Raw genomic sequence first — 19,018 nt, forward strand, 5'->3', positions numbered from 1 at the left:
TAGTCGGAAAACACCTGAGATGATTTGCTTAAAGTTTCTGCAAAGCGGGCGATCTCCTTGCAGAAACCGCCGCAGGGATGCACAAAAGGCGCGCTTTACGCGCCTGTTTGCACAACTTTACAGCATCACCACACCTGTTGTGCGATGTCGACAACCAGACGAATCTTCTGCCACTGCTGCGCTTCGGTCAGGCTGTTGCCCTCTTCCGTTGACGCAAAGCCACACTGCGGGCTGAGGCAAATCTGGTCGAGGCTGACAAACTGCGCCGCTTCCTGCAGGCGCGCCTTCACCTGTGCAGCGTCTTCCAGCTCGCCGGTTTTGGTGGTGATCAGCCCTAATACCACCTGCTGATGACCCGGTTTGATGAAACGCAGCGGCTCAAAGCCACCGGAGCGCTCATTATCGTACTCGAGGAAAAACGCGTCGATGTTCACGCTGCCAAACAGAATTTCCGCCACCGGCTCGTAGCCGCCTTCCGAGATCCAGGTCGAGCGGAAGTTACCACGACACACGTGCAGGCCGACGGTGAGATCCGCCGGTTTATCTTCCAGCGCGCGATTCAGCACCTGCGCATAAATGTGCGCCAGCTGTTGCGGATCTTCACCGCGCTCGCGGATTTGCTGCTGCTGATCGCCTGAACACAGGTACGCCCACACGGTGTCATCCAGCTGCAGATAGCGGCAGCCAGCGTCGTAAAACGCCTTGATCGCCTCCTTGTAAGTCTGTGCCAGATCGGCGAAGTACTGCTCCAGATCCGGATACACCGTGGCATCAATCACTTTACGGCCGCCGCGGAAGTGCAGCACGCTCGGGCTGGGAATGGTCATTTTCGCCACCGCATCGCCAGCCACGCTTTGCAGGAAGCGGAAATGGTCCAGCATCGGATGCTGCGGGTTAAAAGCGACTTTGCCGGTGACCTTCACGCCGTGCGCTTTGGTCTGCACGCCGTTGAACTGAATGCCCTGATCGGCCTCGAACAGCTCGACGCCGTGCAGATGGCCAAAGAAATCAAAGTGCCACCAGGCGCGGCGGAATTCACCGTCGGTCACCACCTGCAGACCGCTGGCGCGCTGCTGCTCCACCACCTGGCGAATCGCATCGTCTTCTACCTGACGCAGCTGGTCGGCGCTGAGGGTGCCACTGGCGAACTGCTCGCGTGCCTGCTTAATGGCAGTGGGACGCAGAAAACTGCCGACGGTATCGGCGCGGAACGGGGCGGTGTTGCGTTGCATATTCACTCCTGCACTGACACATAATTGCGTCAGGGTATAATTGCGTACGGTTATTTTTGGCCATCTGGATGGCTATATGTCCATAAGAGTGACATGCCGCCCCACCGGCGGCAATGGAAGAAAATTCAGGGGACGTGAAAAAAATTCATGACCGGTCAGCGTGAATTAGTTTTGCGCAATCGCCGCGCGCGCCTGCGCGATCTGGCTGTCGGACAGCGGCAGGTAGCCAGCCTCCGTTACGCGGCGCTGGCCCTGCGCAGAGAGCACCTGCTGCAGAAAGGCGGCGACCAGCGGCGGCAGCGGTTTGCCGGGCGCCTTGTTAACGTAAATATACAGCGGGCGCGACCACGGATAGCGGCCGCTGCGGATCGATTCGGCATCCGGCATGACGCTGTCGCCGCTGGCGGTGACGATCGGCAGGGTTTTCACGCCGCTCAGGTGAAAGCCAAAGCTGGCGTAGCCGATGCTGTTCGGCGTGCTGGCGACCGCCTGCACCACCGCCGCCGAGCCGGGAAACTCCGCGACGTCAGCGCGGAAATCGCCGCGACACAGCGCCTGCTGCTTGAAGAAGCCCCAGGTGCCGGAAGCGGAGTTACGGCCAAAGCGCTGAATACTGCGCGTTGCCCAGTTCGCCGTATGCAGACCAACATCGCCCCAGCGCTGTGGCACCTGCTGTGCGCCGCATAGCCGCGTCACGGAGAACAGCGCATCCAGCTGCGGCTGACTGATGGACGGCAGCGGATTGTCCTGATTAACCACCACCACCAGCGCATCCATCGCCACCGGCACCGCCAGCGGCGCATAGCCATAGCGCGCGATAAACAGCTGACGCTCATCCACCTGCATCGGCCGGCTCATAGCGCCAAGCTGAGCGGCCCCGGCGGCCAGCGCGGTCGGCGCCGTCGACGATCCCGCCGCCTGCACCTGCACGTTGACGCCCGGCGACTGACGGCTGAAATCTTCGCCCCACAGCGTCATCAGATAGCCCAGCGTGTCCGAGCCCACGCTGCTCAGGTTGCCGGTCAGCATGCTTTGCTGAGCCGTCGCCAGCAGCGGGCACAGTAATAAAAGAGAGAGCAGCAGTGATTTCATCACAGAGTCCGGTGGCGTTTACTGCGCCACATTCTCGCGGATTCCGTTCGCCACAATCAAGCGCGGTGGCAGCACGAAGCGGAAGCAGGTTTCCTGATGCGGCACGCTGCTGATCTCCAGCCGCGAGGTGTGGTGGCCGAGCGCGTGCTTAACAATGGCCAGCCCCAGCCCGCTGCCGCCGGTGGCGCGCGAGCGCGCTTTATCCACGCGGTAGAAGCGTTCGGTCAGGCGCGGCAGATGCTCCTCGCTGATGCCGGGCCCGTTGTCGCACACTTTAAATTCGGCGCCCTGTTTGGTGCGCAGCCAGCTGATGTCGATGCGCGTGCCATCCGGCGTGTGGTTCACCGCGTTATACACCAGATTGGAAATCGCGCTGCGCAGCTGTTCATCATTGCCGAACACCTTCAGGTGCGGATCAGTGTGGAAATGGATGCTGTGCCGGCCCTGGCTGAGGGTTTCTGCCTCGCGTTGCAACAGCAGCAGCATGGTCGGCACATCCACCGTCTCTTTCAGGTCAATGGCGGGAGCCGCTTCGATGCGTGACAGCGTCAGCAACTGCTTCACCAGGCTGTCCATGCGTCGCGTTTGCTCCTGCATGGTACTGAGGGCCTTGCTGCGGGTGCGCTCGTTCATCCCGGCATCGTCCATCATCTCCAGATAGCCCTGCAGCACCGTCAGCGGGGTACGCAGTTCATGGCTGACGTTGGCGAAGAAGTTACGCCGTGCTCCTTCCAGCTGGTGCATCTGGGTGACGTCACGCGCCACCATCAGCCACTGCCCTTCGCTGTAAGGCATGACGCGGAACTCCATGTGATGCTGATTATTGAGCACCAGCGTCAGCGGCTTGTTGAAGTCGCGCTGGCGGATATAGCGGGAGAATTCAGGGTAGCGCAGCAGGTTGAGGATATTCTGGCCGTTATCTTCCGGCCAGCGCAGCCCGAGATGCTGCTGGGCCAGACCGTTACACCAGAAAATGGTGCCCTCTTCGGTGGTGAGCACCACCGCGTCCGGCAGCGATTCGGCCCCGCTGCGAAAGCGTTTGATCAGATTGCCCAGCTCGCGCCGGCGGCGGCGATTGCGCAACTGCATTTGATACAGGCCGTAAAACAGCGGTTCCCAGCTGCCGCGCCCGGTGGGCGGCGTCATTGAACGATCAATCCACAGCCAGTGCGACAGCCGCATCAGATTTTTGAAGTGCCAGAACAGCACGCCGCACACGGCCAGTAACAGCCACCACGGCAGATAGCCAACCAGCAGACCCAGCACCAGCGCAGGCAGACACACCAGCGCCAGCTCGGTCAGTAATCTCTTCCAGGAGAGTCGTTCCAGCACGGTAAAAGACTCCGTTTAGTAGCGGGCAGAGAAACGATACCCTGTTCCGCGAACGGTTTGTACCATGCGATCGTGGCCGGAAACTTCCAGTGCTTTACGTAAACGACGGATATGCACATCCACGGTGCGGTCTTCCACATACACGTTAGTGCCCCACACGTGATTCAGCAGCTGTTCGCGGCTGTATACGCGCTCCGGATGCGTCATAAAGAAGTGCAGCAGTTTGTATTCGGTCGGCCCCATTTCCAGCGGCGTGGTTTCGGACATCACGCGATGCGAGGAGGGATCGAGGCTCAGCCCCTGCATCTCAATCACCTCTTCCACCGCCATCGGTGAGATACGGCGCATCACGGCTTTAATGCGCGCCATCAGCTCTTTGGGCGAGAACGGCTTGGTGATGTAATCATCGGCGCCCACTTCCAGCCCGCGCACGCGATCTTCCTCTTCGCCGCGCGCCGTCAGCATCATCACCGGAATATCACGCGTCATGGCTTCACGCTTTAAATGTTTGATGAACTGAATGCCGCTGCCGCCGGGTAACATCCAGTCCAGCAGAATCAGATCGGGCCAGGGTTCGATCAGCTTGCCAATCGCGCTGTCATAGTCCTCAGCCTCAATCGGCTGGTAATCGTTTTGTTCCAGCACGAAACATAACATTTCACGGATGGGAGCTTCGTCTTCCACAACCAAAATGCGCTTAGCCATTATTACTCCTGCGATTGTGACGGCATGTCACGGGGGTTTGCGGCGCCATTATGCGTCAGTTTTGTGACACTTTTATGAAAAACCCACCTCATGATAATCAGATAAAAAGCGCAATTGTGACAACCGGTTTCGCTTTTTTTTCATTGCGTTGTTAAGCGGTTATACTGCCGCTTTGCGATAGCAGGCACGGAGCATTCATGCGCATTATTCACACCGCTGACTGGCATCTCGGTCAGTTCTTTTACAGCAAAAGCCGCGCCGCCGAGCACCAGCAATTCCTCGACTGGCTGCTGGCCGCGATTGTGCAGCATCAGGTGGATGCGCTGATCGTCGCTGGCGACCTGTTTGATACCGGTTCGCCGCCCAGCTACGCACGCGAACTGTTTAACCGTTTCGTGGTGGCGCTGCAGCCCAGCGGCTGCCAGCTGATTGTGCTGGCCGGCAACCATGATTCGGTCGCCACGCTGAATGAATCGCGCGAGCTGCTGGCCTGCCTCAATACCCGCGTCATTACCAGCGCCACGCCCGGCGGCGAGCAGCAGGTGCTGACGCTGCAACAGCGTGACGGCACGCCGGGCGCGCTGCTGTGCGCCATTCCCTATCTGCGTCCGCGCGACATCCTGCGCAGCCAGGCGGGTCAGTCCGGTCGCGATAAGCAGCTGTCGCTGCTACAGGCGATTGAGCAGCACTATCAGCACTGTTATGCCGCCGCCGTGGTGCAGCGCGAAGCTATGGGCAGTACGCTGCCGATCATCGCCACCGGGCATCTCACTACCGTGGGCGTCAGCAAGAGCGATTCGGTGCGTGATATCTACATCGGCACGCTGGACGCCTTTCCGGCGCAGGCCTTCCCGCCAGCCGACTACATTGCGCTGGGCCACATCCATCGTGCGCAGCGCATCGCCGACAGCGATCACATCCGCTACAGCGGTTCGCCGATTGCGCTCAGTTTTGATGAGCTGGGGCGTGAGAAAAGCGTATTCCTGCTGGAATTTAGCACCCGGCTGGAGTCCGTCACACCGCTGGTTATTCCGTCATTCCAGCCGATGCAGATGTTAAAAGGCGCCATGGCGGAGATCGAACAGCAACTGACCGCGTTTCACACCTATGAAGGCGATCTGCCGGTGTGGCTGGATATCGAAATCACCACTCAGGAGTATCTGAGCGATCTGCAGCGCCGCATCGAACAGCTAACGGACGCGCTGCCGGTTGAGGTGCTGCTGGTGCGCCGCAGCCGCGATCAGCGTCAGCGCAGTCTGGCACGGCTGGAGAACGAAACCCTGAGCGAACTGAAAGTTGAAGAGGTCTTTGCCCGCCGGCTGGCGCTGGAGGAACAGCTGGAGGATGAACAGCGCGCGCAGTTAACGCAGCTGTTTCGCAGCACGCTGGCAACGCTGGAGGATCCGGGCGCATGAAAATTCTGACGCTGCGTTTTAAAAACCTCAACGCGCTGCGCGGCGAGTGGTTTATCGATTTCCGCCGCGAGCCGTTTGCCAGCAACGGGCTGTTCGCCATCACCGGCGCCACCGGCGCGGGTAAAACCACGCTGCTGGATGCCATCTGTCTGGCGCTCTATCACCAGACGCCGCGCCTTGGTGGCCTGTCGCAGAGCGAAAATCAGCTGATGACGCGTGACACCGCTGAGTGCCTCGCCGAAGTGGAGTTTGAGATCAAAGGTGAAGCCTGGCGCGCCTTCTGGAGCCAGAACCGCGCGCGCGGCCTGGCGGAAGGTAAACTGCAGGCGCCGCGCGTCGAACTGGCGCGCGTGGCGGACAACCAGATCGTCGCCGATAAAGTCGGTGACAAGCTCAAAGCCATCGAAACCTTGTCCGGTCTCGATTTTGCCCGCTTCACCCGTTCGATGATGCTGTCGCAGGGGCAGTTTGCCGCCTTCCTCAATGCCAAACCCGGCGAGCGCGCCGAGCTGCTGGAGGAGCTGACCGGCACCGAAATCTACGGTCACATCTCGATGCAGATCTACGAGCGCTGGCGCACGGCGCGCGCGGCACTCGACACGCTGCGCGCCCGCGCCGGTGCGGTGCTGTTGCTCGACGACGCCCGCCGCGCCGAACTGGCGCAGCAGCTGGAGCAGCTGACCCGCACCGAACAGGATCTGAGCGAGCAGCTGGCGCAGGCCCAGCAGCAGCAGCAGTGGCTGACGCAGCAGCAGCAGCTCAACGCGGAGCAACAGCAGGCGCAGCAGGCGTTGCAGGCTGCCGCCACGGCCTGGCAGCAGGCGGAAGGCGATCGTCAGCGGCTGGCGCGTGCTGAACCGGCGGAGAAGCTGCGCGACAAACTGCAGCAGCGCGAACAGCTGCAGCGCGATCAGCAGACACTGAACCAGCAGGCGCAGCAGTTACAGCAGCAACAGCAACAGGCGCAAGCGGCGCTGCAGCAGGGTGAAAGCCACTATCAGGCCGCACAGCAGGCACGTGAACGCGCGCTGGCCGAACAGCAACAGCTGGAGACGCTGCTGAGCGAACAGGTGATCCCGCTCGATCAGCAGATCGCCAGCCGTGCACAGCAGCTTGAGCAGCAGCAGGCGCTGCTGAGCGAACAGCAAAAAACGCTGTTACTCAGCCAGCAGGCGCTGGATCAGCACAAGCAGGCAAGTGAACGCTTACAACAGCAGCTGGCGCAGCAGCAGGCGTTTCGCCTGAGTGAAGCCGCTGTCGCCCGCTGGGGCGGCGAACTGGCGCGCTGGCAGGCCGAACTCGCCCGGCTCGAAGAGCGTGAGCAAACGCTGACGCAGCTCAGCGCGCAGCAGCAACAACTGCAAAGCCAGCTCGAACAGCAGCAGCAGGCGCTGCAGGCGCGCGAACAGGCGGCACAGCCGCTGCAACAGGCAGAAGCCGCGGCACAGCAGCAGCGCCAGCAGGCGGAGCAGGTGCTTACTTCGCTGGAAGCGGAGATCGCCAGCCCGGCGCTGCGGACGGCGCTGGCGCAGCATCAGCAGCAGCGCGGCGCACGTCAGCAGCTCAGCCTGCTGGCGGCACAGTGGCAAACGCTCCAGCCGCAGCGCCAGCAGCGCCAGCTTAAGCTGCAGCAGTTACAGCAGCATGCTGAGCAGGAAGCGCTGGCGTTGCAGCAGCTGCGCGAGGAGTACAAGCGCGAGCATCAGACGCTGCTGGACGTGCGTCGCCTGTGTGAACTGGAGCGCACCATTATTCAGCTGGCCGATGAACGGGCGAAGCTGCAGCCGGAACAGCCCTGCCCGCTGTGCGGCTCCTGCCAGCATCCGGCCATCGACCGCTACCAGCAGTTGCAGCCGGACGAAAATCAACAGCGCCTGGCCGCGCTGGAGAGCCGCGTGATGCAGCTCAGGGAAGCCGGTACCGCGCGGGGCGAGCAGCTTAAACTGTCGCAGCAGCAACAGCAGGCGCTGCAACAGGAAATCGCCGATCTCGACCAGCAGATCGCCGCCACCCGCGAGCGCTGGCAGGCGCTGTGCGGTGAGCTGGCGCTTACCTTCAGCGCTGAACAGCACGCAGAATTCAGCGCCTGGCAGCAGCAGCAGGACGCGCTCGAAGCCCGCCAGCAGCAGCAGTTGCAGGCGCGTGAACAGGCGGCCGTCACGTTGCAGCAGGCCAAAGACGCGCATCTGCACCAGCAGCAGCGCTGGCAGCAGCATCTGCAGCAGCAACAGCTGGCGCAGCAGCAGCTCACCAGCGCCCAACAGCAGCGCGATGAGCTCGACCAGCGCATCAGTGGTGAACGTCAGGCGTGTCAGCAGCAATTGCAGCAGCTGGAACAGCAGCTGGCTGCCCATCAGCTTAGCCTGCCTGCAGCGCCCGAGCGCGCCGGCTGGCTGCAAACGCTGCAGCAGCGCTGGCAGCAGTGGCAGGAAAGTGAGCGGTTACTTGCTGAGCTACAGCCGCAGCTGGCGAAAAGCGAAACGGAAGGCAGCAGCCTGCAGCAAACTCTGGCGCGTGAACAGCAGCAGGTCGCCAGCCTGGAGCAAGCCCTTAACCACCTGCAACAGCAGCAGCAGGCCCAGCAGCAGCAGCGCCAGCAGCTGTTTGGCGACCGGCGCGTGGCGGACGCGCGTCAGCAGCAGCACGCCGCGCTGCAACAGCATGACCAGGAGCTGGCGCAACAGCTGCAGCGCTGGCAGCAGGCGCAAAGCGAGCTGCACGGCCTGAAAGGTCAGTATGAACAGATTGTCAGCCAGCAGCAGACGCTGGCGCAGCGCACAGCGGACGCCGAAAGCGTCTTCCGGCAGGCATTGCTGCTCAGTGATTTCGCTGACGAAAGCGCCCTGCGCGCCGCGCTGCTGGCGGAAGATGAGGTGCAGACGCTGCGCCAGCGGCTGCAAACGCTGGAGCAGCAGCATCAGCAGCACACCGCGCTGCATGCCAGACTGGCGCAGCGGCTGAGCGATCACCTGCAGCAGCGCCCGGCCGCGCTCAGCGATGCCGATGCCGGCTCCATCGCTGCCCGGCTCGAGCAGCTGCGCGTAGCGCTGCGTGACAACGCACGCCAGCAGGGGGAAGCGCAGCAGCAGTTGCACAGCGATACCCAACAGCGTCAGCAGCAGCAAACGCTGCTGGCGCAGATCGCCGCTGACGAAGCGGAACTGGCACAGCTGAGCCGCCTCAACGATCTGATCGGGTCGGCCAAAGGCGACAAGTTCCGCCGCTTTGCTCAGGGTTTAACCCTCGATCATCTGGTGTGGCTGGCAAACCGCCAGCTCGATCGCCTGCACGGCCGCTATTTATTGCAGCGCCGCGTCAGCGATGAGCTGGAGCTGGAAGTGGTGGATACCTGGCAGGCCGATGCCACGCGCGACACGCGTACGCTGTCCGGCGGCGAGAGCTTCCTCGTCAGCCTCGCGCTGGCGCTGGCGCTGTCCGATTTGGTCAGCCATAAAACGCGCATTGAATCGCTGTTTCTCGACGAAGGCTTCGGCACGCTGGATGCCGAAACGCTGGACACCGCGCTGGATGCGCTGGATGCGCTTAACGCCAGCGGGAAAACCATCGGCGTGATCAGTCATGTGGAAGCGATGAAAGAGCGTATCCCGGTGCAGATCCGGGTGCGTAAAATGAACGGGCTCGGCTACAGTAAACTGGAGCTGCCGGGCGAGTGATGCGTGAAGTGGCGCGGCGATCAGCTGATCGCCGCGCCAGGTAGATTAACGTGTAACCGGCGCTTTGTAGCGCGGACCGGCCAGCAGACCACCGTGCTCGTTCTGCGCTAACAGACGTGCGCTGGTGACACCAGCAATGGTGTGCGCTTTGTCGCCCGCGTTGCTGGCAATCTGTTTGATCGCCGCCGACACCAGCATGCCAATGATGCCGCCGTTGCTGTTGTTGCTGTTCTCAGAATCATTGGCGGTGGCCATACCCTGCCACAGCTCTTTACCGCTGCGCAGATCGACCAGACGGGCAGTGGCCGAGACCGTGGTCACCGAATCAACCACCAGATAGCTGCTGCCGTAATCGGTAATCGAAATGTACAGTGCGCTGTCTGCGTTGAAGATGTCATGCAAGCGCTTCGTGCTCACCGCCTGAATTTCATGCCCGTTGCTCAGGCCGTTCTGCTGGAAGGTCTCTTCCACCACCGCCACCGGGAACACGTAGTAACCCGCTTCCGCCAGCGGCTGGGTCACCAGCGAGGTGAAGCTGTGCGACGCGTTGATATCCGGCGCACGGTTATCGGCAGGCAGCACCAGAATTGACGCCGGCTTACTGGCACGGAAGGCGCTGTAGTCATACGGTTTCTTATTCTGGGCACAGCCGGTCAGCAGCAGCGCCGCGAATACGCCGCACACGGCAATCAGTTTTTTCATTGGTTCACTCCTTTTTTCTTCATCAGAAAGTCCATGTACGGGGCCGATTCCGGAAACAGCTGCTTCTCAAGGGCGAACTGGCTGAAAGCTTTATCCGTATTGCCGTTTTTGGCGTACAGCAGGCCCAGCTGGGCGTGCAGACCCGGTGCTACCGGCTTGTTCACTGCTTTGGCCTTTTCGATATCCAGATTCAGCGCATCAATCTGCTTCTGCGGATCGCTGTCTTTCTGGTAATAGCTGTAGACCTGCTGCTGGTAATCACCCCAGTAGTAGATCGGCTCCGGTCCTTTTGGCGCACAGCCGGCCAGCACGCCTGCCGCGATCAGCGCGGCGCTCAGTTGCAGTAATTTCATCGTCAATATCCTTATTTCACCGGGCGCCATGCGCCGTTATTGATGCCATCCACCAGGTGGTCGACCGCTTCACGGATCGCCAGATCCATCACTTTGCCGTTCAGGGTAGAGTCATAGCTGGCGGTACCGCCAAAGCCAATCACCTCACGCGCTGACAGCTGGTATTCACCCGCGCCCTGCACGCTGTACACCACTTCTGAAGTGGTCACATCCACCACATTCAGGTTCACTTTGGCGTAAGCGATCTGGCTTTTACCGCGCCCGAGGATGCCCCACAGCTGCTGGTCGCCCACTTCTTTGCGCCCGAACTCGGTGATGTCACCGGTGATGATGTAGTTAGCGCCCTTGATGTTCTGCTGGCTGTGTTTGAAGTCGGCTTCCTGCTGCAGCTCTTTCAGGTTGCTGCGATCCAGCACGTTGAAGCGATTGGTCTGCTGCAGATGCGTAATCAGAATGGTTTTGGATTGGTTGCCCAGACGATCAACGCCGTCGGAGAAAATCCCATTCATGTATGACGAACGGTTATCAAACTGTCCCACCGCGATTGGGCTGCGCACGCCCTGATAAGCCGGCTGGCTTGCGGCGCGAACCTGAGGTGCGTCGATGGCGCGCGACGACTCGGTGGCACAGCCACTGAGCAGCGCGGCGCTTAACAAGGAGAGTGCCGCAAAGGCATATTTCTTCTGCATTTCTGGTCCATGAATAAAGGAAGGGATAACACCGCCACCAGGCGGCAAATTCTGGTTATGCCGACAGTCAGAGTAATGCCATAGCATTCCCTGCTGCGGTCTGTAGACTGTCGGCAGCAGCGCCAGGAATCTTTAGCGAAAATGCAGGCTTATTAATGAATTTAATTAATCGATTAGCGAGACTATCAGGTGGGTTAGTAATGATGGTGGGGCTCAGCGCCTGCCAGCAGGTGTCCGCGCCGGCCCCCAGCCTGGCCAATCAGTGCCAGCCGCAGGGCGATGCTGACAGCGCCGCCTGCCACTGGAGTGAAGCTCTGCAGCAGCAGCTCAATAAGCAGTTTCACGATGCGGCGCGCTATGCCGGACAGCAGTGCTGGGTGCGCCTGGAGTGGCAGAACAGTGGGCGCTACGCGGTGACGCAAACCCAGGGCGACGAAGCGCTGTGTTTGCGCGCGTGGCAGCTTATTGGTCAGTCGCGCGGCTTACCGCCTCCGCCGCAGCGCGACCAGCCAGCGTGGTTTGGCTTTGCGCCACACCGGCCTGACTTACCAGCCCATCCTGGCGCCACTGGCGCGGGCTGATGCCGAACCAGCGGCGGAAGGCGCGGGAAAACGCGCTGACCTCGGAATAGCCAAGCAGCAGCGCCATCTCCGAGATGGGCAGCTGTCTTTGCTGCAGGTAGTGCGTGGCCATTTCGCAGCGCACCTTATCCACCAGCGCGCTAAAGCTGATGCCCTCTTCGCGCAGGCGTCGCTGCAGCGACCAGCTCGACAACCCCATTTTGCCGGCGATCTCCTCCAGTACCGGTTCGCCCTGAATCAGCGTCAGGCTGACCTGCGAACGCGCCTGTTCGACCACGCTCTGCACGCTGGCGCTGCTGTTGAGGCGGCGAATGGCATCCTGCATCACCATCAGCAGCATCGCATCCTGCTCCGGCATGGCGCGCTGCAGGTCACGTTTCGCGATCAGCAGTGAGTTAAACGGCTGATCGAACCAGACCGGCGCATCAAACACTTTGCAGTGCTCGTGCCACTGCTCCGGACGCGGATGTTCAAAGTGCACCTCGCGCGGTGCCCAGTTTTTGCCCGCCACGTGGCGAATCAGGTTGAGGAACATGCCGAGCGTCAGCTCCGCATCCTGACGGCGTGCCAGGATCGCCCCGTGGCGCACCTGATAATCGAGCCGCCAGCAGTCGCCCTTGTCCACCAGCCGCGTCAGCGTATCGTGCTGGTGCCAGGGAAACGCGTTCACCACATTGTGCAGCGCCTGCTCCAGCGTCGGCGAGCACAGTCCGATGTAGCCAATTAACCCTAATGACTGCGGTTTGAACTGCCTGCCGTAATGCAAACCGAAGTTATCAAAGCCGGAGTGGCGCGCTGCTTCTTCCATCACGCGGCAATAGTTCACCAGCCCGAGGCTCAGTGTCGGGCTGGCCAGCAGTTCGGAATCGATACCGCTGATGCCAAAGATGCGATCGACATCGCCGCCTTTATCCGTAATAAAGGCGCTCAGACCGGTCGCCGCCGCGGCCAGAACGCCACGGTTGCTGGCGGGCGTGGCAAACGCGCTGAAGGCATCAGCAGCAGAGATGAGTGATTGCATGGGAACCTCTCAGGGATCGCGCGGATAACATAATGAAGGGATCCAGCAATTTTCATACCAGCGTCACCCGGCGGCGCGCGGTGCAAGGCAATGCACCGCCTGGCCGCCGCTGGCGCGCTCCCGGCGGCGATCTGCGTTCCTGTCAGCGCGCCTGTGACGGCCGGCGCGCTTGATGCGCAGGCACCAGATTACGCCATCAGCGCGCGCCGCTGCCCTCTGCTGGTGCAGGTCACGCGCCTATCGGCAGCTGGCTGCTCTCAAGATAGCGACGGCACAGCCGCACCGAATGGCTGGCCCAGTGCGGCCCGAGGCTGAGCGCCATCTCGGTATCGGCGTGCGTGCCCATCCACGCCGTCATCTGGATACGACGCTGGATCAGTAGCGTCGGCACCAGCGCCATCTCAGCATCGCTGATGTGCGCCACGCGTTCATAGCCGAGGATCCAGTTATCCACCCACTCCGCCGCACGCGGATGGTGCTCGACGAAGCTGATCGCGGCCGCCAGATCGTGCAGATACCAGCCCATGCCGCAGTCGTCGAAGTCGATCACCCGGGTCTCGCCTTTGTGCAGCAGCAGATTGGTCAGACGCAGATCGGCGTGGATCAGGCCGTAGCGATCGCGCTCTTTACCAAATTCCGCCAGCGCCTGCCCGGCGCGCTCTACCGCCGCTGCGATAATGCCGTGATCGGCCGGATCGAGATGCGGCGCATCCTGCCAGCGCCCCCAGTGGCTGTGCTCGCTGACCATGGTGTGATGATCCCAGATAATGCGCTGAAAACCTTCGGGTTTCTGCCAGCTGCGGCTGTGCTGATGCAGGCGCGCGGTGATGGTACCGAGCTGCTGAAAGGCTTTGGGATCGACGTCGGTGGTCGGCATCTCGCCGTCAATCCAGTGGAACAGCACCGCATGACGCGTGCTGCCGTCCGCCAGCGTCAGCGTCAGCACGCTTTCACCGTCGCACGCCGGGATGGCCTGCGGCACCATGATGCCGGTCTCGCGCAGCGCATCGAGCCACATCAGTTCACTGAGAATATCCGCTTTGCTGTGGTAATCCGGCCGGTGCAGGCGCAGCGCGTAGCGTTTGCCGCCAGCACGCAGCAAAAAGGTGGCGTTCTCCGAACGGCACAACAATTGCAGCTCACCGTGCAGCGCGGCGGGATAGCAGGCCAGCGCACGTTGCGCCAGCAGGGTGATCTCGGCATCGGTCAGGGATTCGGCTTGTTTGGCACTCATTCATCACTCTCCAGCATCAGTCTCTATAAACCAGTGTTATCAGCATGGGATGAGGTCGTCCTGACTGCCTGACCGCAGAACAGCAAAAGTTGACCGCAGCGTACAGCCAGCGCTTTTTCTGGCAGCGAGTTGACCGCAGAGGACAAAACTCACTGCGCCGGCGTCAAGTTTTCCCGTCCCGGGCAGCGGCATTATCCCTTCACTGTAGCGCAAACCCACAATAGCGCGGTGCCAACGCCGCACAACAAGCATGACGGGGAGATGAAGATGACAGGCAAACTAAAACCCACGCTGGGCACCCTGCATTTATGGGGTATTGCGGTTGGACTGGTGATTTCCGGTGAGTATTTCGGCTGGAGCTATGGCTGGGGCGTGGCCGGGACGCTGGGATTCCTGATCACCACCGCGCTGATCGCCACGCTTTATACCTGCTTTATTTTTAGCTTTACCGAACTGACCACGGCGATTCCGCACGCTGGCGGGCCGTTCGCTTACAGCCGTCGGGCATTTGGCGAAACCGGTGGTCTGATTGCCGGTCTGGCGACGCTGATTGAGTTTGTGTTCGCCCCGCCGGCCATCGCCATGGCGATTGGCGCCTACCTCAACGTGCAGTATCCCGATCTCAACCCCAAAACGGCGGCGGTCGGGGCTTATCTGTTGTTTATGGCACTGAATATTCTCGGCGTGAAGCTGGCCGCGATGTTCGAACTGGTGGTGACGGTGCTGGCAGTGCTGGAGCTGCTGGTGTTCATGGGCGTGGTATCGCCGGGTTTCAGCGTCGCTAACTTCGCCGCCAACGGCTGGGCTGGCAGCGATCATTTTGGCATGCCAGCGCTGTCCGGCATCTTTGCCGCCATCCCGTTCGCTATCTGGTTTTTCCTCGCCATTGAAGGCGCGGCCATGGCGGCCGAAGAAGCCAAAGATCCGAAGCGCACCATCCCGAAAGCCTACATCAGCGGCATTCTTACCCTGGTGGTGCTGGCGATTGGCGTGATGCTGCTGGCCGGCGGCGCGGGCGACTGGCGCAAGCTATCGGACATTAACGATCCGCTGCCGCAGGCGATGAAGATGATCGTCGGGGAGCACTCTAACTGGATGCATATGCTGGTGTGGATCGGCCTGTTTGGCCTGGTCGCCAGCTTCCACGGCATCATCCTTGGCTACTCACGTCAGTTCTTTGCCCTGGCGCGCGCGGGCTATCTGCCGCCCAGCCTGGCGAAGCTGTCGCGCTTCCAGACGCCGCACCGCGCCATCATCGCCGGCGGTGTCATCGGTATCGCCGCCATTTACAGCGACGGACTGATCAATTTGCAGGGCATGACGCTGACGGCGGCGATGATCACCATGGCAGTGTTCGGCGCGATCGTGATGTACCTGATGAGTATGCTGAGCCTGTTTAAGCTGCGCCGCAGCGCACCGGATCTGGAGCGCAGCTTCCGTGCGCCGGGCTATCCGCTGGTACCGGGCATCGCACTGGTGCTGTCGCTGGTGTGTCTGGTGGCGATGCTGTGGTTCAACCCGGTAATCGGCGGATTGTTTGTGGCGATCATGGTGCTCGGCTACCTTTACTTCCTCGCCACCAAAGCCCAGCGCGAGCGCGCACCTCAGGATTCCATGCTGGTCGGCGAGTAAGCAACGCATTGCCCCTGTCCTTCAGGCAACGGAGGCGGGTACACCGAGCCCTTTGTGTACCCGTCTCTTTCTGCCCCACGCGATAAATCCATCCCACCACAGCACCGCTCCGGTCATGCTGCTGTGATACCTTTTTTGCATGACGAAAATGACAATTCATTACGCGTAATCGGGGTGCAACAATCAAAAAAACCACCAAAGGAGCCACTATGCACACCCGACATTTATCGCAAACCCTGACTGTCAGTTCGATCGGCTATGGTGCCATGGGACTGAGCGAATTTTATGGCCAGACAGACGACCACGCTTCACTGCAGCTGTTACACACGCTTATCGACCTGAATATCACGTTTATCGACACCGCGGATATGTACGGTCGGGGCCATAATGAGCGGCTGATTGGCCACTTTCTTGCCGGTCTGGATAACACCACGCGTGAGCAGTTTAACATTGCCACCAAGTGCGGAATCGATCGCCCTGCGGACCAGGCTTATGCCCGGACAATTAACAACCAACCCGACTACATCACCCGCTGCTGTAATGAGTCGCTTAAAAGGCTTGGCGTTGAGCGCATCGATCTGTTCTATCTTCACCGCGTGAGCCAGGTTACGCCGATTGAAGAGAGCATGGAATGCCTGAGCCGCCTCGTTAAAGCGGGTAAGATCAACCACATTGGCCTGTGTGAAGTTTCTGCTTCAACCCTGCGCCGGGCCCATGCCATTCACCCGCTCACTGCCCTGCAAACCGAATATTCACTGTGGACGCGCGATATCGAAGCTGAGATTCTGCCGGTGGTGAAAGAGCTGGGTATAGGTTTAGTTCCCTACTCTCCGCTGGGCAGAGGGTTTCTGACCGGAAAGTATCGTCATAACAGCGACTTCGCTGAGGGTGATTTCCGCAAAAATAATGCGCGCTTTAGTCAATCCAGCCTCGACCATAACGCCCAGCTTCTTGACGCGGTGCACCCGCTTGCTGAAAAGTACAGCTGCACGCCGGGGCAGATTGCGCTGGCCTGGCTGCTGGCGCAGTACGACAAGCTGATCCCCATTCCGGGAACGAAACAGACCCGCTATCTGGCGGAAAATGCGCAGGCCGCCGATATCGTGCTGGAACAGGCAGATATCGCCTTACTGAACGCTATCCACCAGCATATTGAGATAAAGGGCGAGCGCTATTCTCAGGAAGGGATGAAAAGCATTAATGCCTGAAGCCATAACCGGGTAACGCCCGGTTATTTTTTCTGACGTCGCGCCGCCAGCCTGCTGCGCGACCAGACCGATTACCCCCATATCCTGCTGATCTTTAGCGGGGTAGAATAACGTCTTTGATTACCCGGATGGACTCTATGGCGACGGCAGAGCACCTGATCAGCAACCATCTCCCCAGCGTGAAACAGCTTCAATGCTTTCTTGCGGTTGCGCACGAGCTGAACTTTCGCCGGGCCGCCGAACGGCTCAGAATGACTCAGCCTCCGCTAACCCGACAGATTAAGCGCCTTGAGGCCGTGCTGGAGCAGCCGTTGTTTAGCCGCAGCACCCATGACGTCAGTCTGACGGACGCTGGCCGGGCGCTGGTAATCAAAGCGGAGAAGATCCTTCAGGCGCTGAATGAACTCAAGCCGGGCTCGCTTTCTTCAGAAAAGCGCCTGCGTATCGGCCTCACCCGCACGCTGAATTTTGCACTGATTGCGCCCATTCACCAGCAACTGCTGAAACTGGACGCCGCCGACGATGTGGAAACGCCCGATCTGACGTCTGCGCAGTTGCTGCAGTGTCTGGCAAAAAACCGCCTGGACCTGGTACTGACGGGCGAAAGGGCAACCGGCCACGAAGATACCGTGCAGTACCAGTGGATCGGTCGTGAGCCTTTGCTGGTAGCAATGCCGGCCAGACATCCGGCCAGCCTGAAAGAAAAAGTCTCGCTGGAAGCTATCGGTGATTTACCGCTGTTCTGGTTTGCCAGAAGCGCCAATCCGTCATTCTACGATAAATGTGAACGCTTGTTTTCACAGCTCCACACCCCGCTTAAAAGAGTTAAAGAGCCCGATGATTCACTGGTTATGCTGACACACATTGCCCGAGGAAAAGGCTTTGCCCTGATGCCGCAGTCGAAATGTACCTTTCATCAGGAAGGGTTGTGTTATCGCGCACTGGCTGACGATGAAGCGCAAAATCTGCATATCGATATTTATGCCGCCATCCGACTGAATGAAAACCGGCCAGCCGTGCTGCATGCGCACGATATCGTGTGTCACGCCGGTCAGTTAAGCCAACACTGACCCGCTTCGGCCCCCTCTTCCGCTGGAAGAGGGGTTAAGCACGCATAAAGCGTCGTTACGCTACCCTTTCACCGGCCACAGCCAGGCGGCGCCGCGTACGCCGCTGGAGTCACCGTGCACCGCTTTCAGCACCGGCGTTTCGCACTCGCGGCCGAACACCCATTGTTTCATCAGCGTCGGCACCGTCTGGTACAGCCGATCGTTGTTGCTCATGCCGCCGCCGAGCACGATCACATCCGGATCGAGCAGGTTAACCACCTGCGCCAGCGATTTGGCCAGCCGCGTTTCATAACGGCTCATCGCCAGCTCGGCTACCGGATCCTGCTGCTCGATCAGCCGGATGATCTCCGCGCCCTTCAGCGCCTGTCCGCTGAGACGCTGATAATCAATGGCGAAGCCGGTGCCGGAGACAAACGTCTCAATACAGCCCTGCAGCCCGCAGTAGCACGGCACTTCCGCGCGATAGCGCAGTTCGTCTTCGTCCATCCACGGCAGCGGATTATGCCCCCACTCGCCTGCGTTACCGTTACCGCCAATGCGTGATTCTCCGTTGATGGCCACGCCAGCGCCGGAACCGGTGCCAATAATCACCGCAAACACCAGCGGCTGGCCTGCGCCTGCGCCATCAACCGCTTCGGAAACCGCCAGGCAATTCGCGTCGTTGGCGATGCGCACGTCACGATTCAGCGCACGCGCCAAATCTTTGTCCAGCGGCTGTCCGTTGAGCCACGTCGAGTTAGCATTTTTTACCCGCTGGGTATAAGGAGAAATCGTGCCGGGAATGCCGATGCCGACCGTTCCCTGCTGCCCGGTCTGCGCTTCCGCCAGCAGGACTAAATCGACAATCGCCTGCACCGTGGCCGCGTAGTCGTCACGCGGGGTATTCACGCGGTGGCGAAACAGCTCCTCGCCCTGGTCAGACAGCGCAATCACTTCAATTTTGGTGCCGCCTAAATCAATACCGATACGCACGATTTATTCCTCATTATTCGTTCAGGTGACAGATACAGTAGAAGGCTGAATCGGGAAAGGCAATGAAACCACTCCGATGTTTCGCTATCATGCGCGCTGACTGTTT

At 60.5% G+C, this 19,018-nt stretch carries 16 protein-coding genes; 6 read left to right on the forward strand and 10 right to left on the reverse strand.

Annotated elements, in window-relative coordinates:
- Positions 1-125: 125 nt before the first annotated feature.
- The 4 genes from AC6I7J_RS14775 to phoB all read right to left on the reverse strand — a co-directional run bounded on the left by AC6I7J_RS14775 (position 126) and on the right by phoB (position 4,361).
- Positions 126-1,232: a cobalamin-independent methionine synthase II family protein gene (locus AC6I7J_RS14775; protein ID WP_348878597.1), complete on the reverse strand. Its 1,107-nt coding sequence runs from the start codon at positions 1,230-1,232 to the stop codon at positions 126-128.
- Positions 1,233-1,397: 165 nt separating this feature from the next.
- Positions 1,398-2,324: a PstS family phosphate ABC transporter substrate-binding protein gene (locus AC6I7J_RS14780; protein ID WP_058781206.1), complete on the reverse strand. Its 927-nt coding sequence runs from the start codon at positions 2,322-2,324 to the stop codon at positions 1,398-1,400.
- A gap of 18 nt (positions 2,325-2,342) precedes the next feature.
- Positions 2,343-3,656 carry a phosphate regulon sensor histidine kinase PhoR gene (phoR, locus tag AC6I7J_RS14785; protein ID WP_058781205.1) on the reverse strand — a complete coding sequence of 438 codons (1,314 nt, stop codon included), beginning with the start codon at positions 3,654-3,656 and terminating at the stop codon, positions 2,343-2,345.
- Between the two features lie 15 nt (positions 3,657-3,671).
- Positions 3,672-4,361 (reverse strand): phosphate response regulator transcription factor PhoB, encoded by a 690-nt coding sequence (gene phoB, locus AC6I7J_RS14790; protein WP_021507143.1) that lies wholly within the window; start codon positions 4,359-4,361, stop codon positions 3,672-3,674.
- Between the two features lie 197 nt (positions 4,362-4,558).
- Between phoB and sbcD the strand changes: the two genes are divergently transcribed.
- Positions 4,559-5,776 carry an exonuclease subunit SbcD gene (sbcD, locus tag AC6I7J_RS14795; protein WP_058781204.1) on the forward strand — a complete coding sequence of 406 codons (1,218 nt, stop codon included), beginning with the start codon at positions 4,559-4,561 and terminating at the stop codon, positions 5,774-5,776.
- Positions 5,773-9,450, forward strand: coding sequence for an AAA family ATPase (locus AC6I7J_RS14800; protein WP_498006047.1), 3,678 nt, complete (start codon positions 5,773-5,775; stop codon positions 9,448-9,450). The genes sbcD and AC6I7J_RS14800 overlap by 4 nt, the downstream gene beginning before the upstream one ends.
- 45 nt (positions 9,451-9,495) lie before the next feature.
- On the opposite strand, the gene AC6I7J_RS14805 is transcribed toward AC6I7J_RS14800, so the two are convergent.
- The 3 genes from AC6I7J_RS14805 to AC6I7J_RS14815 are packed head-to-tail and all read right to left on the reverse strand — an operon-like array spanning position 9,496 to position 11,194.
- The gene (locus tag AC6I7J_RS14805) at positions 9,496-10,152 is read right to left on the reverse strand and encodes a DUF799 domain-containing protein (RefSeq protein WP_152391305.1); all 657 of its coding nucleotides are present in this window, start codon (positions 10,150-10,152) and stop codon (positions 9,496-9,498) included.
- Positions 10,149-10,505, reverse strand: a complete 357-nt coding sequence (locus tag AC6I7J_RS14810) for a DUF4810 domain-containing protein (RefSeq protein ID WP_021507139.1) — start codon at positions 10,503-10,505, stop codon at positions 10,149-10,151. The genes AC6I7J_RS14805 and AC6I7J_RS14810 overlap by 4 nt, the downstream gene beginning before the upstream one ends.
- A gap of 11 nt (positions 10,506-10,516) precedes the next feature.
- Positions 10,517-11,194, reverse strand: a complete 678-nt coding sequence (locus AC6I7J_RS14815; RefSeq protein ID WP_021507138.1) for a CsgG/HfaB family protein — start codon at positions 11,192-11,194, stop codon at positions 10,517-10,519.
- 200 nt (positions 11,195-11,394) lie between these two features.
- Between AC6I7J_RS14815 and AC6I7J_RS14820 the strand changes: the two genes are divergently transcribed.
- Positions 11,395-11,775, forward strand: a complete 381-nt coding sequence (locus tag AC6I7J_RS14820) for a cell envelope integrity TolA C-terminal domain-containing protein (RefSeq protein ID WP_233210676.1) — start codon at positions 11,395-11,397, stop codon at positions 11,773-11,775.
- Here AC6I7J_RS14820 and qhpR read toward each other — a convergent pair.
- Together qhpR and AC6I7J_RS14830 are read right to left on the reverse strand one after the other, a co-directional pair.
- Positions 11,657-12,796 (reverse strand): AraC-like transcriptional regulator QhpR, encoded by a 1,140-nt coding sequence (gene qhpR / locus AC6I7J_RS14825; RefSeq protein WP_021507136.1) that lies wholly within the window; start codon positions 12,794-12,796, stop codon positions 11,657-11,659. The genes AC6I7J_RS14820 and qhpR overlap by 119 nt on opposite strands.
- A 229-nt stretch (positions 12,797-13,025) precedes the next feature.
- Positions 13,026-14,030, reverse strand: a complete 1,005-nt coding sequence (locus tag AC6I7J_RS14830) for a phosphotransferase enzyme family protein (RefSeq protein WP_498006050.1) — start codon at positions 14,028-14,030, stop codon at positions 13,026-13,028.
- 267 nt (positions 14,031-14,297) lie between these two features.
- Between AC6I7J_RS14830 and eat the strand changes: the two genes are divergently transcribed.
- The 3 genes from eat (at position 14,298) to AC6I7J_RS14845 (ending at position 17,940) form a co-directional block, all read left to right on the forward strand.
- Positions 14,298-15,662: an ethanolamine permease gene (eat, locus tag AC6I7J_RS14835; protein ID WP_058758051.1), complete on the forward strand. Its 1,365-nt coding sequence runs from the start codon at positions 14,298-14,300 to the stop codon at positions 15,660-15,662.
- Positions 15,663-15,871: 209 nt separating this feature from the next.
- Positions 15,872-16,870: an aldo/keto reductase gene (locus AC6I7J_RS14840; RefSeq protein ID WP_260641410.1), complete on the forward strand. Its 999-nt coding sequence runs from the start codon at positions 15,872-15,874 to the stop codon at positions 16,868-16,870.
- A gap of 137 nt (positions 16,871-17,007) precedes the next feature.
- On the forward strand, positions 17,008-17,940 hold the full coding sequence (locus AC6I7J_RS14845; protein WP_104092636.1) for a LysR family transcriptional regulator: 933 nt from the start codon (positions 17,008-17,010) through the stop codon (positions 17,938-17,940).
- Between the two features lie 60 nt (positions 17,941-18,000).
- Here AC6I7J_RS14845 and mak read toward each other — a convergent pair whose 3' ends face one another.
- A complete protein-coding gene (gene mak / locus AC6I7J_RS14850) occupies positions 18,001-18,912 on the reverse strand; it encodes a fructokinase (RefSeq protein ID WP_021507130.1) in 912 nt (303 codons plus the stop codon).
- Positions 18,913-19,018: the final 106 nt, after the last annotated feature.

The sequence above is a fragment of the Type-C symbiont of Plautia stali genome (assembly GCF_059730935.1).